This window comes from Cyanobium sp. NIVA-CYA 375 (assembly GCF_056108345.1).
Window position 1 is genome coordinate 1 of record NZ_JBSYHW010000008.1, and the last position, 18,664, is coordinate 18,664.

Annotated in this window: 24 protein-coding genes and 1 tRNA gene; 11 read left to right on the forward strand and 14 right to left on the reverse strand. The window is 64.8% G+C overall.

Going from position 1 to position 18,664, the window contains the following annotated elements:
- Positions 1-122: 122 nt before the first annotated feature.
- Positions 123-2,888: a primase-helicase zinc-binding domain-containing protein gene (locus tag AC01FP_RS03675; RefSeq protein ID WP_474478269.1), complete on the reverse strand. Its 2,766-nt coding sequence runs from the start codon at positions 2,886-2,888 to the stop codon at positions 123-125.
- Positions 2,888-3,073 (reverse strand): hypothetical protein, encoded by a 186-nt coding sequence (locus AC01FP_RS03680; protein ID WP_254942272.1) that lies wholly within the window; start codon positions 3,071-3,073, stop codon positions 2,888-2,890. Before AC01FP_RS03680 ends, AC01FP_RS03675 begins: the two co-directional genes overlap by 1 nt.
- An 80-nt stretch (positions 3,074-3,153) precedes the next feature.
- On the opposite strand from AC01FP_RS03680, the gene AC01FP_RS03685 reads away from it, so the two are divergent.
- Positions 3,154-4,548 (forward strand): DEAD/DEAH box helicase, encoded by a 1,395-nt coding sequence (locus tag AC01FP_RS03685; protein WP_474478270.1) that lies wholly within the window; start codon positions 3,154-3,156, stop codon positions 4,546-4,548.
- Entirely contained in the window at positions 4,545-4,901 is a 357-nt protein-coding gene (locus tag AC01FP_RS03690; RefSeq protein ID WP_474478271.1) for a VRR-NUC domain-containing protein, read from the forward strand. Before AC01FP_RS03685 ends, AC01FP_RS03690 begins: the two co-directional genes overlap by 4 nt.
- Here AC01FP_RS03690 and AC01FP_RS03695 read toward each other — a convergent pair.
- The 4 genes from AC01FP_RS03695 to AC01FP_RS03710 all read right to left on the reverse strand — a co-directional run bounded on the left by AC01FP_RS03695 (position 4,851) and on the right by AC01FP_RS03710 (position 7,225).
- Positions 4,851-5,147, reverse strand: coding sequence for a helix-turn-helix domain-containing protein (locus AC01FP_RS03695; RefSeq protein WP_474478272.1), 297 nt, complete (start codon positions 5,145-5,147; stop codon positions 4,851-4,853). The two genes, AC01FP_RS03690 and AC01FP_RS03695, sit on opposite strands and share 51 nt — an antisense overlap.
- 29 nt (positions 5,148-5,176) lie before the next feature.
- The gene (locus AC01FP_RS03700) at positions 5,177-5,389 is read right to left on the reverse strand and encodes a hypothetical protein (protein ID WP_474478273.1); all 213 of its coding nucleotides are present in this window, start codon (positions 5,387-5,389) and stop codon (positions 5,177-5,179) included.
- Positions 5,390-5,442: 53 nt separating this feature from the next.
- Positions 5,443-6,978, reverse strand: a complete 1,536-nt coding sequence (locus AC01FP_RS03705) for a site-specific integrase (protein ID WP_474478274.1) — start codon at positions 6,976-6,978, stop codon at positions 5,443-5,445.
- 175 nt (positions 6,979-7,153) lie between these two features.
- Positions 7,154-7,225, reverse strand: a tRNA-Lys gene (locus AC01FP_RS03710).
- Between the two features lie 97 nt (positions 7,226-7,322).
- Here AC01FP_RS03710 and AC01FP_RS03715 point away from each other — a divergent pair.
- From AC01FP_RS03715 to crtH, 4 genes are all read left to right on the forward strand, one after another.
- Entirely contained in the window at positions 7,323-7,838 is a 516-nt protein-coding gene (locus AC01FP_RS03715) for a gamma carbonic anhydrase family protein (protein WP_474478275.1), read from the forward strand.
- A gap of 73 nt (positions 7,839-7,911) precedes the next feature.
- Positions 7,912-8,034: a photosystem II protein Y gene (locus AC01FP_RS03720; RefSeq protein WP_106632785.1), complete on the forward strand. Its 123-nt coding sequence runs from the start codon at positions 7,912-7,914 to the stop codon at positions 8,032-8,034.
- Between the two features lie 4 nt (positions 8,035-8,038).
- The gene (gene trmFO / locus AC01FP_RS03725) at positions 8,039-9,412 is read left to right on the forward strand and encodes an FADH(2)-oxidizing methylenetetrahydrofolate--tRNA-(uracil(54)-C(5))-methyltransferase TrmFO (RefSeq protein WP_474478276.1); all 1,374 of its coding nucleotides are present in this window, start codon (positions 8,039-8,041) and stop codon (positions 9,410-9,412) included.
- 27 nt (positions 9,413-9,439) lie between these two features.
- Entirely contained in the window at positions 9,440-10,969 is a 1,530-nt protein-coding gene (crtH, locus tag AC01FP_RS03730) for a carotenoid isomerase (protein ID WP_474478277.1), read from the forward strand.
- On the opposite strand, the gene AC01FP_RS03735 is transcribed toward crtH, so the two are convergent.
- On the reverse strand, positions 10,944-11,621 hold the full coding sequence (locus AC01FP_RS03735; RefSeq protein ID WP_474478278.1) for a MarC family protein: 678 nt from the start codon (positions 11,619-11,621) through the stop codon (positions 10,944-10,946). The two genes, crtH and AC01FP_RS03735, sit on opposite strands and share 26 nt — an antisense overlap.
- A gap of 11 nt (positions 11,622-11,632) precedes the next feature.
- A complete protein-coding gene (gene gad, locus AC01FP_RS03740; RefSeq protein WP_474478329.1) occupies positions 11,633-13,030 on the reverse strand; it encodes a glutamate decarboxylase in 1,398 nt (465 codons plus the stop codon).
- Positions 13,031-13,135: 105 nt separating this feature from the next.
- On the opposite strand from gad, the gene AC01FP_RS03745 reads away from it, so the two are divergent.
- Together AC01FP_RS03745 and AC01FP_RS03750 are read left to right on the forward strand one after the other, a co-directional pair.
- Positions 13,136-13,420: a hypothetical protein gene (locus tag AC01FP_RS03745; RefSeq protein WP_474478279.1), complete on the forward strand. Its 285-nt coding sequence runs from the start codon at positions 13,136-13,138 to the stop codon at positions 13,418-13,420.
- 8 nt (positions 13,421-13,428) lie between these two features.
- Positions 13,429-13,953 carry a hypothetical protein gene (locus tag AC01FP_RS03750; RefSeq protein ID WP_474478280.1) on the forward strand — a complete coding sequence of 175 codons (525 nt, stop codon included), beginning with the start codon at positions 13,429-13,431 and terminating at the stop codon, positions 13,951-13,953.
- Here the strand turns inward: AC01FP_RS03750 and AC01FP_RS03755 are convergent.
- Positions 13,937-14,698, reverse strand: a complete 762-nt coding sequence (locus tag AC01FP_RS03755) for a response regulator transcription factor (RefSeq protein ID WP_474478330.1) — start codon at positions 14,696-14,698, stop codon at positions 13,937-13,939. The two genes, AC01FP_RS03750 and AC01FP_RS03755, sit on opposite strands and share 17 nt — an antisense overlap.
- A 177-nt stretch (positions 14,699-14,875) precedes the next feature.
- On the opposite strand from AC01FP_RS03755, the gene AC01FP_RS03760 reads away from it, so the two are divergent.
- A complete protein-coding gene (locus tag AC01FP_RS03760) occupies positions 14,876-15,142 on the forward strand; it encodes a DUF6761 family protein (protein WP_474478281.1) in 267 nt (88 codons plus the stop codon).
- 25 nt (positions 15,143-15,167) lie between these two features.
- Here the strand turns inward: AC01FP_RS03760 and grxD are convergent, their stop codons facing one another.
- The 4 genes from grxD to AC01FP_RS03780 are packed head-to-tail and all read right to left on the reverse strand — an operon-like array spanning position 15,168 to position 16,953.
- Positions 15,168-15,491: a Grx4 family monothiol glutaredoxin gene (gene grxD, locus AC01FP_RS03765; RefSeq protein ID WP_106632779.1), complete on the reverse strand. Its 324-nt coding sequence runs from the start codon at positions 15,489-15,491 to the stop codon at positions 15,168-15,170.
- A 4-nt stretch (positions 15,492-15,495) separates the two neighbouring features.
- The gene (locus AC01FP_RS03770; protein ID WP_474478282.1) at positions 15,496-15,729 is read right to left on the reverse strand and encodes a BolA family protein; all 234 of its coding nucleotides are present in this window, start codon (positions 15,727-15,729) and stop codon (positions 15,496-15,498) included.
- Between the two features lie 37 nt (positions 15,730-15,766).
- The gene (locus AC01FP_RS03775) at positions 15,767-16,318 is read right to left on the reverse strand and encodes a hypothetical protein (RefSeq protein WP_474478283.1); all 552 of its coding nucleotides are present in this window, start codon (positions 16,316-16,318) and stop codon (positions 15,767-15,769) included.
- A gap of 17 nt (positions 16,319-16,335) precedes the next feature.
- Positions 16,336-16,953, reverse strand: a complete 618-nt coding sequence (locus AC01FP_RS03780; RefSeq protein ID WP_474478284.1) for a lysophospholipid acyltransferase family protein — start codon at positions 16,951-16,953, stop codon at positions 16,336-16,338.
- A gap of 254 nt (positions 16,954-17,207) precedes the next feature.
- On the opposite strand from AC01FP_RS03780, the gene AC01FP_RS03785 reads away from it, so the two are divergent.
- Both AC01FP_RS03785 and AC01FP_RS03790 read left to right on the forward strand, forming a co-directional pair.
- Complete coding sequence (locus AC01FP_RS03785) at positions 17,208-17,957, forward strand: pyridoxine 5'-phosphate synthase (RefSeq protein ID WP_474478285.1); 750 nt, start codon at positions 17,208-17,210, stop codon at positions 17,955-17,957.
- Entirely contained in the window at positions 17,954-18,274 is a 321-nt protein-coding gene (locus AC01FP_RS03790; RefSeq protein WP_322763840.1) for an MgPME-cyclase complex family protein, read from the forward strand. The genes AC01FP_RS03785 and AC01FP_RS03790 overlap by 4 nt, the downstream gene beginning before the upstream one ends.
- On the opposite strand, the gene AC01FP_RS03795 is transcribed toward AC01FP_RS03790, so the two are convergent.
- Positions 18,271-18,594 carry a hypothetical protein gene (locus AC01FP_RS03795; RefSeq protein WP_322763841.1) on the reverse strand — a complete coding sequence of 108 codons (324 nt, stop codon included), beginning with the start codon at positions 18,592-18,594 and terminating at the stop codon, positions 18,271-18,273. The genes AC01FP_RS03790 and AC01FP_RS03795 overlap by 4 nt on opposite strands.
- Between the last annotated feature and the right edge of the window lie 70 nt (positions 18,595-18,664).

Consider the following 18,664-nt stretch of genomic DNA (forward strand, 5'->3'; position numbering starts at 1 on the left):
GGGGGTCTCTCCTGGATCAGGGGTGTGCACTGGGGTGTGTAAAGAGAGAGTCCCTACCCCCTGTAGGAGCGTTAGAACGTTAGAAGCCAGTCACTGCAACGGTTTTCGCTCTAACAGTCCTGTTAGATAACGGCACCTTCTAACGCTCCGGAGCCGGTGATCATTGCCAGGGGTAGGGCCACAGCCCGCGAGCTGCCCAGGCCGCGGAAGTGCACCAGCTGCGAGCGGCTGGCGCCAGGCAGGCGGCTGAGGATGGCACCCCAATTGGTCACCCAGGCGGTATCCGCCAGCATGCGGGCAATGGCTTCTGCGCTGTTGCTGATCAGCAGCTCCCCCTCCCGCACCCGCAGGCCATGGCGGGCCAGCAGGTCGCCGGCATCAGCGGGCCGGACCGGCTCCATCGGTGAGGGCAGGGCGCTGGACACCAGCTCCACCAGTTCCAGCACGGTGCGGGACAGCACCGAGCGCTCCTCGCTCTCCACCCGCAGCTGGTGCTGCAGGATCCGGTTGAGGCAGCGGCGCTCATCCGGGACCTCCGTGCTCTCGCGGTAGCTGCTCCAGTCCGCGCCATCGATCAGGCTCTGCACCTCCGCCGCGCTAGGCACGCGCGAGGCCTGCAGCGACCAGGCCCCGGCCAGCAAGGTGCCGTACTGATCGCCCAGGGCCTGGGAATCGAAGTGAGCGGCCGCAACCTGGGAGCAGACGACGATCGAGCGCCGGATCACCGGGATCAGCGCCACGGTGCGGGCGATCAACCGGTTGGCGAATGCCGGTGTGATCAGCTGCTCGAGGTCCCGGTCCAGCGCCTGCCAGTGCGCCTCCCGCTGCTGCTGGGGGAGCTCGCTGGGGTTGCGCAGGTTGAGCGGCGCAAAGCGGCGCCGGTCCGCACCCTGCTTGAGCCCGGTGGCGATGGAGGAGAGCAGAAACATCGAGCGCACCGAATAGCGCGCCACCTCGCCTGTAGGTGAGCCCTTGACGATCGCTGCGCGGGATTCGGAGCTCGACACCCGCGCCAGCGCCAGGATCGCCTGGATGCGCTGCTGGTCCTCGCGCTCGTTGCTCTCCGCCTCATCGATCAGCACCGGCAGGGCGTCGGAGCGCAGGGTCTGGCGGATGCCAGCTTCTGTGACGCTGCCGACGAACACCTGAGCCAGATCGGCCAGCAGCACGCCGCAGAAGCGCTCAAACAGATGCGACTTGCCCGAGCCGGCCGGGCCGCTCAGCCAGAGGTGGGGCCGCCAGCGCAGGGCACCACATATCGGCGCCAGCGTCAGCCATCCCGCCAGCAGCATTGCGGAAGCCGGCACCTCCCAGTGGAAGCGGTCCGCCAAGGTGAGCACCAGCAGGGCCTCCTCGTCGCTGAGCGGCTGGGCAGCCCCCGTGCCCACTAGGGCAGTACCGCGCTGGTAATGAAAGCGGCTAGCGAGGGTGGCACTGAGTGGCCGCGGCTCACCATCCACCACCAGGCGATCGCCCAGATGCAGCACGCAGCGGCCCTCGTCCCACCAGCTGCCGCGGCCGCGCAAGCGATCGGGATCGAACATTCCCACCGCCGCCTGACGGCAGAACAGATCAGAAGCCGCGGCCGTCCAGTTCACGCCCCGCTTATTGGGGTAGTGGGTTTCCCAGTAGGCCAGGGGCGCCAGCCGGCATAGGTTCACGCCGCCATGGGCAGAGGAGCCCAGCCGCATCACCTGGCCGGTGGAGCGCGGTTGATAGAAGTAGCCGTCGCTGTCGTAGCCCAGGCACACGAAGGGCTCACCGCCTAATGGGCCTGGCCGCTCAGGCGGCACTGCATGAGAAGCACCGCCCTGCAGCACAGGTGCCGGAGCAGCGGCCGGGGCTTTCGCGTCGTCGTCGGCCTCTGGCTGCGGTAGTTGCACTGTTCGGCAATGGGCCTCCAGGTAGGCCTGGGCTTCTGCCGCACTCCAGCTGGCATCGGCCAGATCCCAGCCCGCTGCGCCCGGCGCATCCACCAGGTCCCAGTCCGCCTCCGTACTGCCCGGCGGCAGCACCACCGCCACAAGGCAGCCGAGCTCCAGCAGCAGGGCCGAGAGCCGCGCCATCGCTTCGCGGCCACTGGTATCGGCATCGGGCCAGAGGCTGACCGCACGGCCGGCTAGGGGGCTCCAGTCGACGCTGCCAATGGCCTGACTGCCGCCGCACCAGCTCACCACCACGTGATCGGGGAACAGCACTACGGCGGCATCGGCTGCCTTCTCCCCCTCGGTGATCAGCACAGGCGACCAAAAGTGGCGCTCTAACTCCGCCAACCGGTAGAGCGGCCTGGGGGCCGGCCAGTCGGAGCGGAACGGATCGCGGCGGGAGGGGAAGTGCCAGCCCCCAGCCAGCCAGGTGCGCTGCACGAACACCTTGCGCTGCCGGCCGCCCTGCAGCAGATCCAGGCGCTGCACCCAGAACAGCGGCGCTCCGGCCGCATCGGTGTAGCACCACTGGCCGCTGGCGCGGCCCAGCTCCGGCGGCGGGGCAGAGGGCGGTGGGGTGTCGGGAATGCGGGTAGGCCTGCCTGCCTTGCTGCCTGAGCGGGTGTGCCTGGGGCTGGCAGGGGCTGGCCGGTGCGGGGCTGGCTGCGCCGGAAGGGCCAGGTGGGCCTCGATGCGGCGGGCAGCGGTGGCGAAGTCCCAGCCAGTAAGGCGCAGCAGCAGATCCATGCCGCTGCCGCCGCCACCTCGCTGCTCGCGGCCACCGCACTGGTTGCAGAACCAGCCGCCCGGGCCGTCATCGCGGTCCCAGCGGTAGCGGTCGGTGCCGCCGCAGGCGGGGCAGGGCTGATGGCGGTTCTCCAGCTGCTCCGGTGCCAGAGCGGCGAGCTCGATCAGCAGCCGCGGCCACTGGCCAGCAGCAGCTGCCAGCACATCGGTGGCCATCAGCGCTGGGGAGTTTGGGCTCCAGCAGGAGGTACGGGCTGCTGAGCGTTGAGCGACCGTCCCTCGCCACGCATCACCTGCACCAGGGTGCGGCGCACAAAGGAGGCACGACTCTCGATACCCGCGGCATGGTCATCGATCCAGGAGACCACGGCCTCCGGCAGCTGCAACTGGATGCGCTTCATGGTGGCAGTGAAATGCTTGCCCGAAAGCCTAGCCGGTGTTCCGCAAGCCCTAAACTCTGCCGCGGTGCTGCCTTGCCGGTGTGTCTTTCAGCCTGCGCCCCTATCAGCAGGAGGCCGTAGAGCGCGTGCGCCAGGCCTTCCTTTCGGGCCATCGCGCCGTGCTCTTTGTGCTGCCGACTGGCGGCGGCAAGACCGTGGTGTTCAGCCACATCGCCGAGCAGGCCGCTGCCCGCGGCAAGCGCATCGCCGTGCTGGTGCACCGGGCTGAACTACTTGATCAGGCCTGCCGCTCCCTGGCGGCAATGGGAGTGCGCCATGGCGTGATTGCCGCCGGCCGCTCCATGAACCTGGCGGCGCCAGTGCAGGTGGCCAGCGTCCAGACCCTGGCCCGGCGCCTGGCGCAGCTGCCGGCCGATCTGTTCCAGCTGCTGGTGGTGGATGAGGCCCACCACAGCAATGCCGGCACCTGGGCCAAGGTGATCGGCCACTTTGATCGAGCCCTGCTGCTGGGCGTCACGGCCACGCCGGTGCGAGGCGATGGCCGAGGCCTCGGCGAGTTCTATTCCGCCCTGGTGCTCGGCCCCAGTGCCGCCTGGCTCTGCGCCGAGGGCTATCTGGCACCGGCGCGGGTGTTTGCCCCACCGCTGGGGTTCTCGGTGAAGGGCCTACGCCGGCGGATGGGGGATTTCGACCTGAGGCAGGCCGCCGGTGAGCTTGGCGGCAGCCGCATCCTTGGCGATGCCGTCAGTCACTACCTCAGCCACCTGAGCGGAAGCACGGCCATCGCCTTCTGCTGCTCGATCGCCCACGCGCAAGCCGTGGCGGAAACCTTCTCGGAACGGGGCGTGGCCGCGGCCTCGATCGATGGCTCGATGGACCCCCTACAGCGGCGGCGGTTGCTTGAGCAGCTCGGCAGCGGTGAGCTGCAGGTGCTCACCAGCTGCAACTTGATTGGTGAGGGGGTCGATGTGCCGTCGGTGGGGGGCTGCCTGCTGCTGCGGCCCACCCAGAGCCTGGCGCTGCACCTGCAGATGATCGGTCGCTGCCTGCGGCCCCAGCCGGGCAAGCAGGCGGTGATCCTCGATCACGTCGGCAACATCGAGCGTCTCGGTCACCACCTCGACGAGCAGGAGTGGAGCCTCGATGGCGTGCGCAAGCGCAAGCAGAGCAAGGCCCCTTCCGTGAAAACCTGCCCGGAGTGCTTCTGCGCCATGGCCAGCGCCGCCAGCCTCTGCCCGGAATGCGGCAAGCAGTTCCGGCCGGAGAAGCGGCAGCTGGTGACGGTGGCCGGCGAGCTGAGCGAACTGAGCCAGCAGGAGCTGCGCAGAGAGCGCCGCCGCGAGCAGCGCCAGGCCCGCACCGCGGCTGACCTGGAAGCTCTGGGAACCCAGCGCGGCATGAAAAATCCCAAGGGCTGGGCGCGGCATGTGATCGCCAGCCGCCAGGCGCGCGGCCAGTGGGAGCTGCTGGCATGAGCGAGCAGGAGCTGCAGCAGCGGATCCGCCTGGAGCTGGGCCGCGGACCGGTGCGGCTATGGCGCAACAACGTCGGCGCCCTGCGCGATGAGCGCGGCCGTCTGGTCACCTACGGACTGTGCAAGGGCAGCAGCGACCTGATCGGTCTCAGCCAGGTCGTGATCGGCCCCGAGCACCTGGGCCAGACCCTGGCGCTGTTCACCGCCCTTGAGGTGAAGACAGCCCGGGGCCGATTGAGCGAGGAGCAGGAGAAGTTCCTGCGGCTGGTGCAGCAGCTAGGCGGCCGCGCCGGGGTGGTGCGCTCACTGGAAGAAGCCAGGCTCCTGCTCGGCGGCAGCGACCTCACTGCTTGAGCCGGATTCGCCCTTACAGGAAGAAATGGCAGGGCGCTGAGCGATCAGCACCCTGCGGCTACGGCGCACCAGGGCCTTTTCCACTTCTGGGACATTCCAGAGCAGGGTGGGGCGGTGCTGCCCGGCGCCAGCGGCCCTGTAGTGATCCCCAGGCCGCAACACCCCATCCCGCCGCAGCCGCAGCAAGGTGCGGTCACTGATCCGCAGCGCCTTGCAAGCTTCCCGAGTGGAATAGGTGAACTCCATTGTTCGTCATTAAGCGACTTACCAGGACATTAACCGTAGAAATCCGCCATCAACTGTTCGCCCGCAGCTATGTCGACATCTTCTAATAGGTTCCCATTCGGTAATCCCTGGATGCAGAGATGTTGATGCAATGAATCGTTCCAGGAACCCAACAGGTAACCAAAGGTGCCGCAGGCAATCTGCTTGGAACCCGCTCGGGAACCGGCTGCTGAGGCAAGTAATTGATGACTGAGCTCAACCATGGCACTGGCCCCGGCGGTTGACCTGAGTGATCACCGTGACAGCAGATGCCACATCAACTCCTGGCACTCAGGGCCATCAGCTGGCGGGCAAGAACCAGCAGTTCCGGCGTCACGTCCTCCGGCAACTCAGCTGCCGAAAACGCGGTAGCAACCGGGTCGAGCGGCAGCCCAGACCCGAGCAGCTGGCCCACCCCCGGTGCAGGTGCAGGCGATGACCGCTGGCCCTCATCGAGAGCCTTCTGCAGGGCCATCCCCCGCTCGATCTGCTGTGCGGTTTGCTCCACCAGGTAGCGACGGGCATGGATCACCTCGCTATGCCCCATTGCCTGGGCCTTGAGAGCCGTCGACCAGGTGGTCGTCTCCCGGGCGCGGATCGCCCAGGCATGGCGAAGGTCGTAGGCCTTGCAGCGGCCCTGGATCGCCTGAGGGCTGCGCTGCCCGGGAATGCTGCGCGGCTGATGCCAGCCCAGGAGCTTGGCCTTGATCTCGCCAACGGGCTTGGTCGCATGGCGCAGCCAATGCACCACGACCCGGCCTAGGGCAGCGTTGTTCCAGAACTGCACACTGCCGTCGCTGGCTTCCGCCGTGCGGATTGGATATCGCCGGCGCAACTCAGCGAGCATCTCCCGGGAGTAGGCCACGTCATTGAGGCGGTAGCGCTCCAACCAGGCCTCCGGCAGCGGCAAGGCAAAGCGATGGCCCGTCTTGGTGGCACGCCCTGCTTCGCTGTCGAACATGCTGATTTGCATAAAAGTGGGCTGGATGTTGCTCTCACCCGGCAGCCTCTCGATGTGCCAAACCTCGTGGGCCCTCAGGCCATAGCAGGCAATGATGGCCATAACCCAGCCTCGCAGCGGGTTCTCCCTCTGCACCTGATCAAGCCAGGCCTGCACCTCCGCCGTGGTGGGGATGAACCGCGGGGCGGGAGCGCGAACCCTGCCGCTAGCAGCCTTGAGGGTTTCGAGCTTGGTGCGCAGCTCCGGCGTGGCGATTGAGATCCCCCTCTTAGCGAGGTAGTTCACCATCTGCACCACGCCGTAAAAACCGCTGGTGTTGGTCTTACGGGGCACTAGCGACAGGGTGCGGTCGCGACTGTGAGCATCCAAGGAATCAGGCGTGTGCAAACAGAAGCGCTCGAGGTCCTCCGTGCGGGCAAAAACCTCATCGGGATAGGTGCGCCCGAAGTAACCCCTGTCGGTGAAGCAGGAGAAGGGGTTCCGATCCTTGGCCTTAGGGCCGCCGGGAGCGATGTCGGACTTAATCAGCAATCTGATCTCGCCCCATGTCTGCAATGGGCCGCAATCAGGAGCAGGTTGTTCACCCGAAGCGAGATGCAGACGCCGCCAGTCGAGTCCAGGGCCGCCGCGCAGCAGTTTGCGCTGGGCTGCCAGCAAAAGTTCAACCAACTCGCCGAGATCGCCTTCCCGATCAACGCGAAAGCCCCGGGCGGACTGGCTGCGACCACCCGTGCAGGTTTCGTACACGTAGTAGTAAGGACTGTTCCGCCCCGGATGAAGCCGAACGCGGTAAGGACAGGCGGCCAGGCGTAAGCGACAGGCGGCCTGCTGAAGATCACTGCGAGGGCGCATCAGAACCACCCAGTCTCATTGGGCGAGACGCATGGGAGGTCTGTACCTAGGCACAAAAATGGGTCAAATGGTGACCGATTGGGTCGTCTCGTGTACCAGACTGTCGGACGTTGGCGATTCATGAGATCCGGTTCCCTCAGGGGGATCTGGAACCAAAAACCGGCTGTGACAAGAATGGGTCGCCTGAGATTCGAACTCAGGACCAATCGGTTAAAAGCCGAGTGCTCTACCGCTGAGCTAGCGACCCGCGCCCTTGGGCACTTATGGAACGTATCACCCAGGGGCGACCTCCACCAAGGGTGCCTAGGCAGCCGTGAGAATGGCCTAACAACGGGCCGCAGCGGATGAGCGTCTTTCCCTGGCCAAAACCCCAGATCCACGCTGAGGCCTGGGTGGCTGAAACGGCCGTGGTGATTGGCGATGTGCAGCTAGCGGCAGGAGCCAGCCTCTGGCCCACTGCCGTCGCCCGCGGCGACGTCAGTTCGATCGTGGTGGGTGAGGGCAGCAACGTGCAAGACGGAGCCGTGCTGCATGGCGACCCCGACCAGCCTGTGAGCATCGGCGCCGATGTGACCATCGGCCATCGGGCTGTGGTGCATGGCGCCACCCTGAAAGACGGCTGCCTGATCGGCATCGGCGCCATCGTGCTCAATGGCGTCACCGTGGGAGAGGAGGCACTGGTGGCCGCCGGATCGGTGGTGACACGGGACGTACCAGCTGGAACTTTGGTTATGGGAGCCCCGGCCCAGGCGAAGCGAGAGCTCACGGCTGAGGCCCGGGCCGAGCAGCGCCAGCATGCCCGCCGCTACCGCCAGCTCGCCGATGCCCATGCCCAGTTCCATGCCCAGGCGAACGGATGACGACAGATCCCGCGCTGGATGGGCGAATCTCGAGGTTCATTCCTTAAGATCACTAAATCTTGTTTGGCTTCCCATGGACGGTCGGCTGATTTTGGTGGTTGCTCCGATCCTGCTCGCCGCGAGCTGGGCCGTCTTCCATATCGGCCGTGCCGCCGTGGGACAGCTGCAATTGCTACTCAAGCGCGCCCGCGCCTGAGCATTTGGGCTCTGAGCTGCTCGTTATCGGTGCTGGCCTGGCGGGTACGGAAGCCGCCTGGCAGATCGCTCAAGCTGGTCTTCCGGTCCGGTTGGTGGAAATGCGGCCAGTGCGCCGCAGCCCAGCCCACCACAGCTCGGAGTTTGGCGAGCTTGTCTGCAGCAACAGCTTCGGCGCCCTAAGTAGCGATCGGGCCGCAGGCCTGCTTCAAGAGGAATTGCGGCGCTTGGGTTCGATGGTGATTCGCACCGCCGACGCCCACGCCGTGCCTGCAGGCGGCGCCCTTGCCGTTGATCGCGGCCGCTACAGCGCCGCCCTCACCGCCGCCCTCGAACAGCACCCGTTGGTGACGGTGGAGCGGCGCGAGCACACCGAGCTGCCCGGCCCCGGTGAGATCGCCGTGCTGGCCACTGGCCCGCTCACGAGCGAGCCCCTGGCGGAGCAGCTGCGGGAATTCACGGGCCGGGCCGACTGCCACTTCTTCGATGCGGCCAGCCCGATCGTCGAGGGCGAAAGCATCGATCTGGGCGTGGCCTTTCGCGCCTCCCGCTACGACAAGGGCGATGCCGACTACATCAACTGCCCGATGGACCGGGAGCAATTTCTTGCCTTCCGGCAGGAGCTGCTAAGCGCCGAGCAGGCCGAGCTCAAGGACTTTGAGCAGGAGAGCGCTCACTTCTTCGAAGGCTGCCTGCCGATCGAGGAGCTGGCCCGCCGCGGCGAAGACACCATGCGCTACGGCCCACTCAAGCCGATTGGGCTCTGGGATCCCCGCTGGGGCGACCTCAATGATCGCGATGTGCGCCACGCCAAGCGGGCCTACGCGGTGGTGCAGCTGCGCCAGGAAGACAAGGACGGCCGCCTTTGGAACCTGGTGGGCTTCCAGACCAACCTGAAATGGGGCGAGCAGAAACGGGTGCTGCGGCTGATCCCCGGGCTTGAAAACGCGGAATTCGTGCGCTTCGGCGTGATGCACCGCAACACCTTCCTGGAATCGCCCCAGCTGCTCGATGCCACCCTGCAGTTCCGCAGCCGCCCCAGCCTGCTGGCAGCGGGCCAGATCACCGGCACCGAGGGCTACGCAGCCGCAGTAGCCGGCGGCTGGCTGGCTGGCACCAACGCCGCCAGACTGGCCTTGGGCCTGGAACCCCTGAGCCTGCCCAAAACCACGATGCTGGGCGCCCTCAGTCACTTCATCGCCGAAGCTCCCAGCAAGAAGTTCCAGCCCATGCCGCCCAACTTCGGCTTACTGCCCGAGCTAGCCGAACGCGTCCGCGAGAAACGGGCCCGCTATGGCGCCTACCGCGACCGGGCCCTACTGGATCTTGAGCCTTTCACTCGGCCCCTACAACTGCACGGCGCCAGGGCCACTGCCTAGGGTCGCAGCAGCTTCTCCAGCCCAACGGTGACCAGCAACCCTGCCCCCATCTGGGATGTGATCGTGATCGGGGCCGGCGTTGGTGGCCTGGTCACCGCTTCCCAGCTGGCCGCCAAGGGAGCAAAAGTGCTGGTTCTGGAGCGCTACTTAATTCCGGGGGGCTCCGGCGGCAGTTTCAAGCGCGAGGGCTACACGTTTGATGTGGGCGCCTCGATGATCTTTGGCTTCGGCGAGAAGGGGCACACCAACCTGCTCACCCGGGCCCTGGCCGATGTGGGCCAGCACTGCGTCACCATTCCCGATCCAGCCCAGCTCGAATACCACCTGCCCGGCGGGCTGAATGTGGCGGTGGACAGGGATTACGAGCAGTTTCTGGCTGATCTCAGCGCCCTGTTTCCCCACGAGGCCAAGGGCATCCGCGCCTTCTACGACACCTGCTGGCAGGTATTCCGCTGCCTCGATGCGATGCCCCTGCTGTCGCTGGAGGATCCGGCCTACCTGGCCAAGGTGTTCTTCAAAGCACCCCTGGCCTGCCTGGGCCTAGCCCGCTGGCTGCCGGTGAACGTGGGCGATGTGGCGCGGCAGCACATCAGCGATCCGGCCCTGCTCAAGTTCATTGACATGGAGTGCTTCTGCTGGAGCGTGATGCCCGCCGATCTCACGCCGATGATCAATGCGGGCATGGTGTTCTCCGATCGTCATGCCGGCGGTATCAACTACCCCAAAGGGGGCGTTGGTGTGATCTCGGCAAAGTTGGTTGCGGGATTGGAGAGCCATGGCGGCGCGATTCGCTACAAGGCGCGTGTGACCCAGGTGCTGCTGGAGAACAACACCGCGGTGGGGGTGAAGCTGGCCAGTGGTGAGGAGCTGCGGGCCCGCCGGGTGGTGAGCAACGCCACCCGCTGGGACACCTTTGGTGCTCTGGTGGATGCCGCCCACACCCCCAAGGCCGAAACCACCTGGCGGCGCCGCTACAAGCCCTCCCCCTCCTTTCTCTCCCTGCACCTGGGCATCGATGCCCAGATCGTGCCCCAGGCTTACCACTGCCACCACCTGCTGCTGGAGCGCTGGGAGGAGATGGAGGCCGAGCAGGGGGTGGTGTTCGTGTCGATGCCGACCCTGCTGGATCCGGAGCTGGCCCCGGCAGGGCGCCACATCGTGCATGCCTTCACCCCCAGCTCCATGGAGCACTGGCAGGGGCTGACGCCAGCGGCCTATCGCGCCAAAAAACAGGCGGATGCCGACCGGCTGATCGGCCGGCTCGAAGCGATCCTGCCCGGCCTCAGCGGCGCTATTAGTCACCGCGAAGTCGGCACACCGCGCAGCCACCGGCGCTTCCTGGGCCGCATGGGCGGCAGCTACGGGCCTATCCCCGCCCTGCGCCTGCCGGGGCTGCTGCCGATGCCCTTCAACCGCACCGGCATTTCGGGGCTCTACGGCGTGGGCGACTCCTGTTTCCCAGGCCAGGGCCTCAATGCGGTGGCCTTCAGTGGCTTTGCCTGCGCCCACCGCATCGGCGCCGACCTGGGACTCAACCCATGGGCGTTGCCAGATTGAGCTGGCGGTAAACCGTGCTGAGGCCCCGCAGGATGAATTCCACACCGATTGCCAGGGTGAACATGCCCATCACCTTGGTAAACACACTCAGGCCCACATCGCCGACGAGCCGGACGATGCGAGCACTGAAGCTGAAGACCACAAAGTTCACCACCACCAGAGCCCCAATCGCCGCAACCAAGGCCGGCACCGTTCCCGAACTCTGCGCCTGATAGGAAAACAAAATCACGGCGGAAAAGGTGCCTGCACCCACCGTGAGTGGCAGGGCAATGGGCACTACGGCGAAGCCGTAAGTATGGGCATCGTTGCCCAGATGGGCTGTCTCAGTGCCGGCAGCAACCGCTTTGATTTCGACGTTATCGGGCTGGCGAGATTTAATCATGTCGAACCCCAAAGCAGCCAGCAGCAGCCCGCCGGCAATCTGGAAGGAGCTGATCGAGATACCGAAGAAGCCGAGAATCGCCGGCCCCAGCAGCAGAAACAGCAGCAACATCGCCAGGCAGGCGCCACTGCTGATCAAGATGATGCGCCGCACCTTTGTCCTTGGCAGGCCGCGGCTATGGGCAAGAAAGGCGCCCAAAGCCGACACGTTGTTGCCAATAGCCAGCAAACCAAGCAGGTAGTGCTGAACCGAGCCTTGGGCAATAACCAAACCCTGCTCCCCTAATGGTGAAAAGCCTGCTCGGCGACATCCGGCGCCAATAGGGGCCCGGGTAGCCGTTCAAACCAATCGACGGCCCGGCGGATGTCCTCCAGCAGTTGATCGGCCATATCGCGACTAAAACCTGCCCGCACCACAAAGCGCAAAACGGCGAGCGAGGCACAATCGGCAGGCATGGTGTAAGCAGGCACAAGCCAGCCCCGTTCACGCAACTTGTCAGAGAGCTGAAACACCGTCCAGTTGGTTACGGCTGGATTCAACTTCAGGGCAAACACAGGCAGCTGGCCGCGGGGATGGCTCACCAGCTGCAGGGGCGCCAGCTCAGCTAGGCCATCAGCCAGCTCACAGGCGATCGCTTCCAGCATGCCCATGCGCTGGGCATATCCCGCCCGACCCAGATGCAGAAAGTTGAAATACTGCGCCACCACCTGAGCCCCGGGGCGGGAGAAATTCATGCCAATGGTAGGCATTTGGCCACCCAGATAGTTGACATTGAAGCGCAACTCCTCGGGCAGTAACGACTGCTCACGCCACAACACCCAGCCAACCCCTGGCAAGACACCTCCATACTTATGACCACTGGCATTAATCGAATGCACCCGGGGTAGGCGAAAATCCCAAACCAGCTCCGGTGAATTAAACGGCGCCACAAATCCTCCCGAAGCCGCATCCACGTGCATCGGGATATCGAGACCGGTGCGTTCCTGCAGCCCATCTAGGCAGCGGTGAATCTCGGCGATGGGCTCATAACTGCCGTCGAAGGTGCTTCCCAGAATCGCCACCACAGCGATGGTGTTCTCATCGCAATGGGCGGCAGCCTCCTCGCCGGTGAGATGGAGCCGCTCGGGGGTGATCGGCACCAGCCGGGGCTCCACATCGAAGTAGGCGCAAAACTTGTCCCAGCAAATCTGCGTGTTTGTGCCCATCACCAGATTAGGGCGCCGATCATCGAGGCCAGTGGCACGTCGCTTCTGGCGCCAATGCCACTTGAGCACCATGCCCCCCAGCATGCAGGCCTCGCTTGATCCTGTGGTGGAAGTGCCGATCGCCTGATCGGGATATTCGGCATTCCAGAGATCAGCCAGGATGTGCAGACAGCGCTCCTCCAGCTCTGCCGTTTGAGGATATTCATCCTTATCGATCATATTTTTTTCGGCGCACTCCTGCATAAGCTGCAGCGCCTCGGGCTCCATCCAAGTGCCCACAAAGGTCGCCATGTTCAGGCGGGCATTGCCATCGAGCATCAGGTGATCGTGCACCAGCTGATAAGCCAGATCCGCTTCTAGCCCTTCCTCTCCCAGCCGGTCGCGGGGAATCTGGGCTGGCAGATTGCGCAGCTGCAGACGATGGCCCAGCTGCGATTCCAGATTCAACTGAGGGGAACGATTGCGCTGGATCACCAAGCCAAACCAATGCCAAGGAGACCCAAGCTAAGTCTGGCAACCAACAGCGACACGCCTGGCCTCCATAAACTGGCTCTACAACGTCAGCGATTCCCCACTTCCATGGCCAGCGCCCCTACCCCCAGCTCCGCCGAGCTGGCCAGCTACCTCGAGCAGCGCGGTGAACTAAGCAAGCCATGGATGCTGCAGCTGCTGCGGCTCACCAAGCTCAAGGAGGCAAAAGACAGCATGGAACCAGACGCCTACATGGCCAGCCTGCAGGAGGCCCACGCCGATCTGATGCGACTTGGCGAATTCTGGAAAGGTCGCGAGCAGGAAGTGTTCAGCGGTCGCTACCAGCCAGCGGCCCTGATCGAACCCCTACCCGGTTCCCCAGAAGATCGATGAGTGGCGCCTTGACTACATCTAGCGACCGCTTCCCGATGGCTGCGCTGATCCGCTATACGTTGATCGCGCTTTATCTGGCCATGGTGGCTCCGTTACCATTTTTGGCCCCAGCTGAACTCAAACTCCTGCTGTGGCTAGCGCTGCCCCTGGGCCTTGGCCTGGTAGTAGCCGCCACCAGCGAAGCCGTCGAGCTAGACACCAATGGCATTCGGGTTGGCCATCCCAGCTGGTGTGCCTGGCTGCTGCGCCGCGGCTGGAGCCTGCCTTGGAAATCCATCAGTGGGCTCACACCAGTCGCTACAAGCCAGGGGGGCAGGGTCTTTTACGTGAGGGGAGAAGACGGATCGGCCTACCTGCTGCCGCAACGGGTTGCAGCCTTCGAGCAGTTTCTGGGCCGCTTCAGCCAGGAAACAGGTCTGAACGTCAGCTCAATCTGCCGTATTAGCCCCCCCTGGACATACCAGCTTCTGGCCGGACTCAGCACCACAATGTTGCTTGGAGAGCTGGTATGGGCATTTAAGCCAGGGAATTGATGGGCTGGCGTGCTGGTTCTTCCAAACCTGATGCTTCCGGCAGAGCCTCCAAACTGAAGCGGTAGCCCTGTTGACGCATTGTCTCAATACCGCCGCCTTCGCCTAGGCCGGCCTGCTCAAGCTTGCGTCGCAATGTCAACACCTGGGTGTCGACCGAGCGGGGGCCGCCGCTGAAAGGAGGCCAAGCCATGCGCAACAGCTCCTGACGACTGCGCACAACACCAGGGGGCATCAGCAGGGCGCAGAGCAAGGCAAATTCCCGTGGGCTCAGTTCCACCGGCTGATCGCGCAGGGTCACCTGGCGCAGCAAAACATGCACTTCAAGCGGACCCACGCACACCCGCTCCTGCAGGCCGGTGCCGCTGCGGCGAAGCAGGGCACGGCAGCGGGCGGCGAGTTCTTCCAAGCCGAAGGGCTTACGCAGCACATCATCTGCGCCAGCATCGAGCAAGGTCACTACAGGTTCGGATCCGGTGCGGGCCGTGAGCACCATCACTTGGCAGCGCAACTGGGCAGCCAGACGAAGGGCCGAACTCTCATCGAGCAGCTCAGCACTGATCAGCAGATCGGGCGATTGGTCTTGGCACACTTCCAAGGCTTCCCTAGCCGTGGCTACCGCTGCGGCTAGATGGCCGTCCTGCCGCAACCGCTGGGCTAACACCGTGCGCAGGGTGGCATGGGGATCAACCACCAGGACACGCTGGGGCTGGCTTCCAACCTGGTCAGCGGACGCAGGGGCCGTCAGTGGCGGGTGAGAAGAGCTGATGGAGACCACTCATGTGTTGGATTCACCTTAACGGCAGTTGCAAGGGCATCCGCGTATCAGGGGCTGCGTTTGTGTGGACACCCCCAACTGGGCGGAGACCACCCAATCGCAGCCCCTGGCCTAAAGGGGCAAAATGGGGATACGCCCTATGACCCAATGACTTCGCTTCAGCACCCAGACGCCATCCGCCATTTCCAATCGCTTTGCGATGCCTGCCAAGAACTTGCCCATCGCTTCCACAGCCCAGGGGAGCTGCGGCTTTACGCAGATGGCTACATCCACGCCCTGCGCCGCACAGCGGTGCTTGATCCGATCTCCCAGCGGCGCTTAGAGGAGCTAACTGACCGCTGGATTCGAGATCCTTCCAGCTTTGTGGGTCCCGATGGTGACCCTCGCAGCCTTTACGAAAGCGAGCGCTACTGACTCACTGAGTGGCTAGCTGCCCTTTTCAGCTAGCGAGGGCCACTTCCAGCTTCTCGCGCAACTCACCGGAGTTGTACATCTCGATCAGGATGTCGGAGCCACCGATGAATTCCCCTTTCACGTACACTTGGGGAATCGTGGGCCAGTCAGAAAATGACTTGATGCCATTACGGATCTCGGCATCTGAGAGCACGTCGAAGGTTTCAAATGGCACCCCAACCGAGTGCAGGATCTGCACGACGTTGTTGGAGAAACCGCACTGGGGCATCAGCTTGTTGCCCTTCATAAAAACGAAGACCGGGCTGGTGGCCAGGAGTTCTTCGATGCGTTGGCGGGTAGTGGCGTCCATGGACTCAGGCGGGGGATGATGTTTGAAGGGCTAGGGCGTGAATTGCTTCGCTGGCCAATTCTTGGCGCAGGGCGCCATAAACGAGCTGATGCTGTTTGACTCTGCTCAACCCGTCGAAAGCCGCTGAGATCACCGTGACTTGCAGGTGATCACCACCGCCGGTGAGGTCTTCGACCTCAACCTGGGCATCGGGCATGGCCAGGGAGATGGCGGCCTTCACCTGGTCGGTAGACACCATCGAACAGATAACGCGGCTGATGCAGGGAATCTAGAGGTCAGTTGCCGGGGGTTGCCGCGGCGCCTGCCGTGTATGGCGTGGCGGCGAAGCCGATCTCCACCAGGCTCTGAAAAGCCTTACGCCCCTCGGGGCTAGCCGGGGTCATCACCTTCACCACCTCCACAAGCAGAGGCACCGCCACCTCAGGCTGGTTCTGACGCCGGAACAAGGCCGCCAAGCGCAGGTTTGCCTGGGCCATGGTTTCCAGCGCGTCGCGCCCTTTCTGGTCCATCTCCCGGGGGATGCGGGCATCTAGTCCCCGGAAGGAGCCGCTCAGATCGCGGTAAAACCCCAACAGCCGGCGGCAGGCATCCCTTGCCTGGTCATAAAGTCTGCGCGCTTCGGTGAGATCGCCCTTGGCAACAGCAGCATCACCTCGCACCAACAGGGCTCGTACCCCTTCAAGATTAAAAGGACTACCAGAAGACTCCAGTGCCTTCTGGGGCTCCTGCTGGGCGAGCACCGCGGAGGGAGCCAGGGGTGCAGCGAGGGCCACAAGGGCCAGGACGGAACCGCAAACCAAGCGGGATGGCCTTCGCACAACCAGCATTCAGATTAAAAACAACTCTAGGGGGCCAAGCCAAGGGCTCCTATGGCCCGGTTTTCGACCACGGCCATGGCGGCGGCCAAGTGGTCTGTGAGAGCACTTGCCGCCTGCCTTCCTTGGCCCTCCAGCCTGAGCGGAGCACCGAAACAGAGCACGGCAGCATCGCCGCGGCGGGGCGGCCGGTGGCCGTAGGCGATGCCCACCGGCACCACGGGCACCGCCACACCCTGACCAGCCGCCAGTAGGGCCAGGCGGGCGAGGCCCTGATGTAGCTGCAGCTGGGTCGCCTCCCGCACGATGCGGCCCTCTGGAAACACCACCAGCTGCTCACCGGCGGCAAGCAAGTCAATGGCGTAGCGCATGCTGGCCAGGGAGGGGCGGCCCTGACTTACAGGGAAGCAGCCGAGCCGGTGCAAAAACCAGCCCTGCAGCCCGCGCATCTCATCGACCGTGACCATGAAGCGGCAATCCCTGCCGGTGATGCGGCGGCCAGCGGCGTAAGGCAGCAGCAGGGCATCCCAGCGGGCCCGGTGGGTTGGGGCCAGAAGCAGGGGGCCCCTCCGAGGCAGGTGTTCGCTGCCAAGCACCCGAACCCCACGAAAAAACAGCCGCAGGGCGATGTCCTGGCTAGCGACCATGGCAAAAGGAGCCAGCCAAGGGCTGATGCCGTTGCAGAGCCCCTGTTCCCGTGAGCAGGGTGACTGAACGGACAACTCCGATGGGCCGGATTGGACCGCCAACAACCGGTTAAGAGCGAGCAAGCTCAAAGTTAGGAGCTACGCAATGGGGCTTGGCCTTGCCTCGGGCAGTTGGGCCGGCGTCCAGAGCCAGCGCTGGGTTGGGTATCCATAGGATTTCCGCGGGAGCACCCCCCGCAAATCACCCCCCTGCCATGGCCAGCCTCGGCGTCAACATCGATCACATTGCCAATGTGCGCCAGGCCCGCCGCACCGTGGAGCCCGATCCCGTCAGTTATGCGCTACTCGCCGAGTTGGGCGGCGCCGACGGCATCACGGTGCACCTGCGGGAAGACCGGCGCCACATTCAGAACCGCGATGTGGAGCTGCTGCGTCAAACCGTGCGCAGCCGGCTCAACCTGGAGATGGCGGCCACAGCTGAGATGGAGGCGATCGCCCTACGGCTCAAGCCCGACATGGTGACCCTGGTGCCGGAGAAGCGCCAAGAGATAACCACCGAGGGCGGCCTGGACGTGGCCGGCCAGCAGGAGGCCCTCACCGCCCTGGTGGGCAAGCTGCAGGGAGCCGGCATTGGCGTGAGCCTGTTTGTGGACGCCGAGGCGAGCCAGCTGGAGGCCTGCCGCGCCAGCGGCGCCCGCTGGGTGGAGCTGCACACCGGCGCCTACGCCGAAGCCAGCTGGAGTTTGCAGCCAGCCGAGCTGGCCCGGCTCACGGAGGGGAGCTTCATCGCCCGCAGCCTCGGGCTGCGGGTAAATGCCGGCCACGGCCTCACCTACCAAAACGTGGAGCCCATCGCCGCCATCGAGGGCATGGAGGAGCTCAACATCGGCCACACGATCGTGGCTCGGGCCCTGGCGGTGGGCCTGGAAGAAGCTGTTCGGCAGATGAAGGCGCTGATACAGAATCCGCGCCGCGATCCCCTGTTCGGCAGCCGCCAGCTATGAGCACTTATCACTTCATCGCCGCCAGCGAAGCGTTCCTCACCGTCGAGGAGCCCCTTGAGGAAGTATTGCGGGAAAGGGTGCGCCACTACGGAGAACAGGGCAAGGAAATCGACTTCTGGCTGGTGAAACGGCCAGCCTTTCTCGATGCACCCCAACTCGAACCGATCGGCAGCGCCGTGCCGCGGCCGGCGGCGGCGGTGCTGTCCACCGATGAGAAATTCATCACCTTTTTGAAGCTGCGCCTGGAATTCGTGGCCGTGGGCCGCTTTGAGGCGCCCAGTGCCTCCATCCCCGACGCCCTCGCCAGCGCGCCCTAAAACAGCCCCAGGAAGCGTTTGCGCGGCCCTTCATCGGAGGCTCCTTGGCCGCCATCCTGTTGGTAGCGAGGCTTGTTGTCGCCAATGGTGAGCAGGGCTTCCTTGTTTTTCCACCAGACCCAATCGCGGATTGGGGGCGTATTGGCAAGTTGCTGGCGGCTGAGCCCTAGGCCGAGCTTGGCGGAGGCAGCGAGCAGAACGTCGAGCATCTCCTCACCGTTGCCGCAGCGGGCCAAGGCCTCATTGGTGCGCTTAGCGCCATTGAGGGCCTTTACCAGGGCGTTTACCCGCTGGACCACCGACAACGACGCTGGATTCATCGGGGCTGGCACTGGCTTTGGGCGACCGTACCAGCGCTGGCCGGTCGACGGCGGTAGCTGGGGGGCTGAC

Excerpts from the sequence above, each read along its gene's own strand:
- AC01FP_RS03675 (WP_474478269.1), bottom strand. The coding sequence starts at position 2,888 with ATGGCCACCGATGTGCTGGCAGCTGCTGCTGGCCAGTGGCCGCGGCTG.
- AC01FP_RS03680 (WP_254942272.1), bottom strand. The coding sequence starts at position 3,073 with ATGAAGCGCATCCAGTTGCAGCTGCCGGAGGCCGTGGTCTCCTGGATC.
- AC01FP_RS03690 (WP_474478271.1), top strand. The coding sequence starts at position 4,545 with ATGAGCGAGCAGGAGCTGCAGCAGCGGATCCGCCTGGAGCTGGGCCGC.
- AC01FP_RS03695 (WP_474478272.1), bottom strand. The coding sequence starts at position 5,147 with ATGGAGTTCACCTATTCCACTCGGGAAGCTTGCAAGGCGCTGCGGATC.
- AC01FP_RS03700 (WP_474478273.1), bottom strand. The coding sequence starts at position 5,389 with ATGGTTGAGCTCAGTCATCAATTACTTGCCTCAGCAGCCGGTTCCCGA.
- AC01FP_RS03705 (WP_474478274.1), bottom strand. The coding sequence starts at position 6,978 with ATGCGCCCTCGCAGTGATCTTCAGCAGGCCGCCTGTCGCTTACGCCTG.
- AC01FP_RS03715 (WP_474478275.1), top strand. The coding sequence starts at position 7,323 with ATGAGCGTCTTTCCCTGGCCAAAACCCCAGATCCACGCTGAGGCCTGG.
- AC01FP_RS03720 (WP_106632785.1), top strand. The coding sequence starts at position 7,912 with ATGGACGGTCGGCTGATTTTGGTGGTTGCTCCGATCCTGCTCGCCGCG.
- AC01FP_RS03745 (WP_474478279.1), top strand. The coding sequence starts at position 13,136 with ATGGCCAGCGCCCCTACCCCCAGCTCCGCCGAGCTGGCCAGCTACCTC.
- AC01FP_RS03760 (WP_474478281.1), top strand. The coding sequence starts at position 14,876 with ATGACTTCGCTTCAGCACCCAGACGCCATCCGCCATTTCCAATCGCTT.
- grxD (WP_106632779.1), bottom strand. The coding sequence starts at position 15,491 with ATGGACGCCACTACCCGCCAACGCATCGAAGAACTCCTGGCCACCAGC.
- AC01FP_RS03770 (WP_474478282.1), bottom strand. The coding sequence starts at position 15,729 with ATGGTGTCTACCGACCAGGTGAAGGCCGCCATCTCCCTGGCCATGCCC.
- AC01FP_RS03775 (WP_474478283.1), bottom strand. The coding sequence starts at position 16,318 with ATGCTGGTTGTGCGAAGGCCATCCCGCTTGGTTTGCGGTTCCGTCCTG.
- AC01FP_RS03780 (WP_474478284.1), bottom strand. The coding sequence starts at position 16,953 with ATGGTCGCTAGCCAGGACATCGCCCTGCGGCTGTTTTTTCGTGGGGTT.
- AC01FP_RS03785 (WP_474478285.1), top strand. The coding sequence starts at position 17,208 with ATGGCCAGCCTCGGCGTCAACATCGATCACATTGCCAATGTGCGCCAG.
- AC01FP_RS03790 (WP_322763840.1), top strand. The coding sequence starts at position 17,954 with ATGAGCACTTATCACTTCATCGCCGCCAGCGAAGCGTTCCTCACCGTC.
- AC01FP_RS03795 (WP_322763841.1), bottom strand. The coding sequence starts at position 18,594 with ATGAATCCAGCGTCGTTGTCGGTGGTCCAGCGGGTAAACGCCCTGGTA.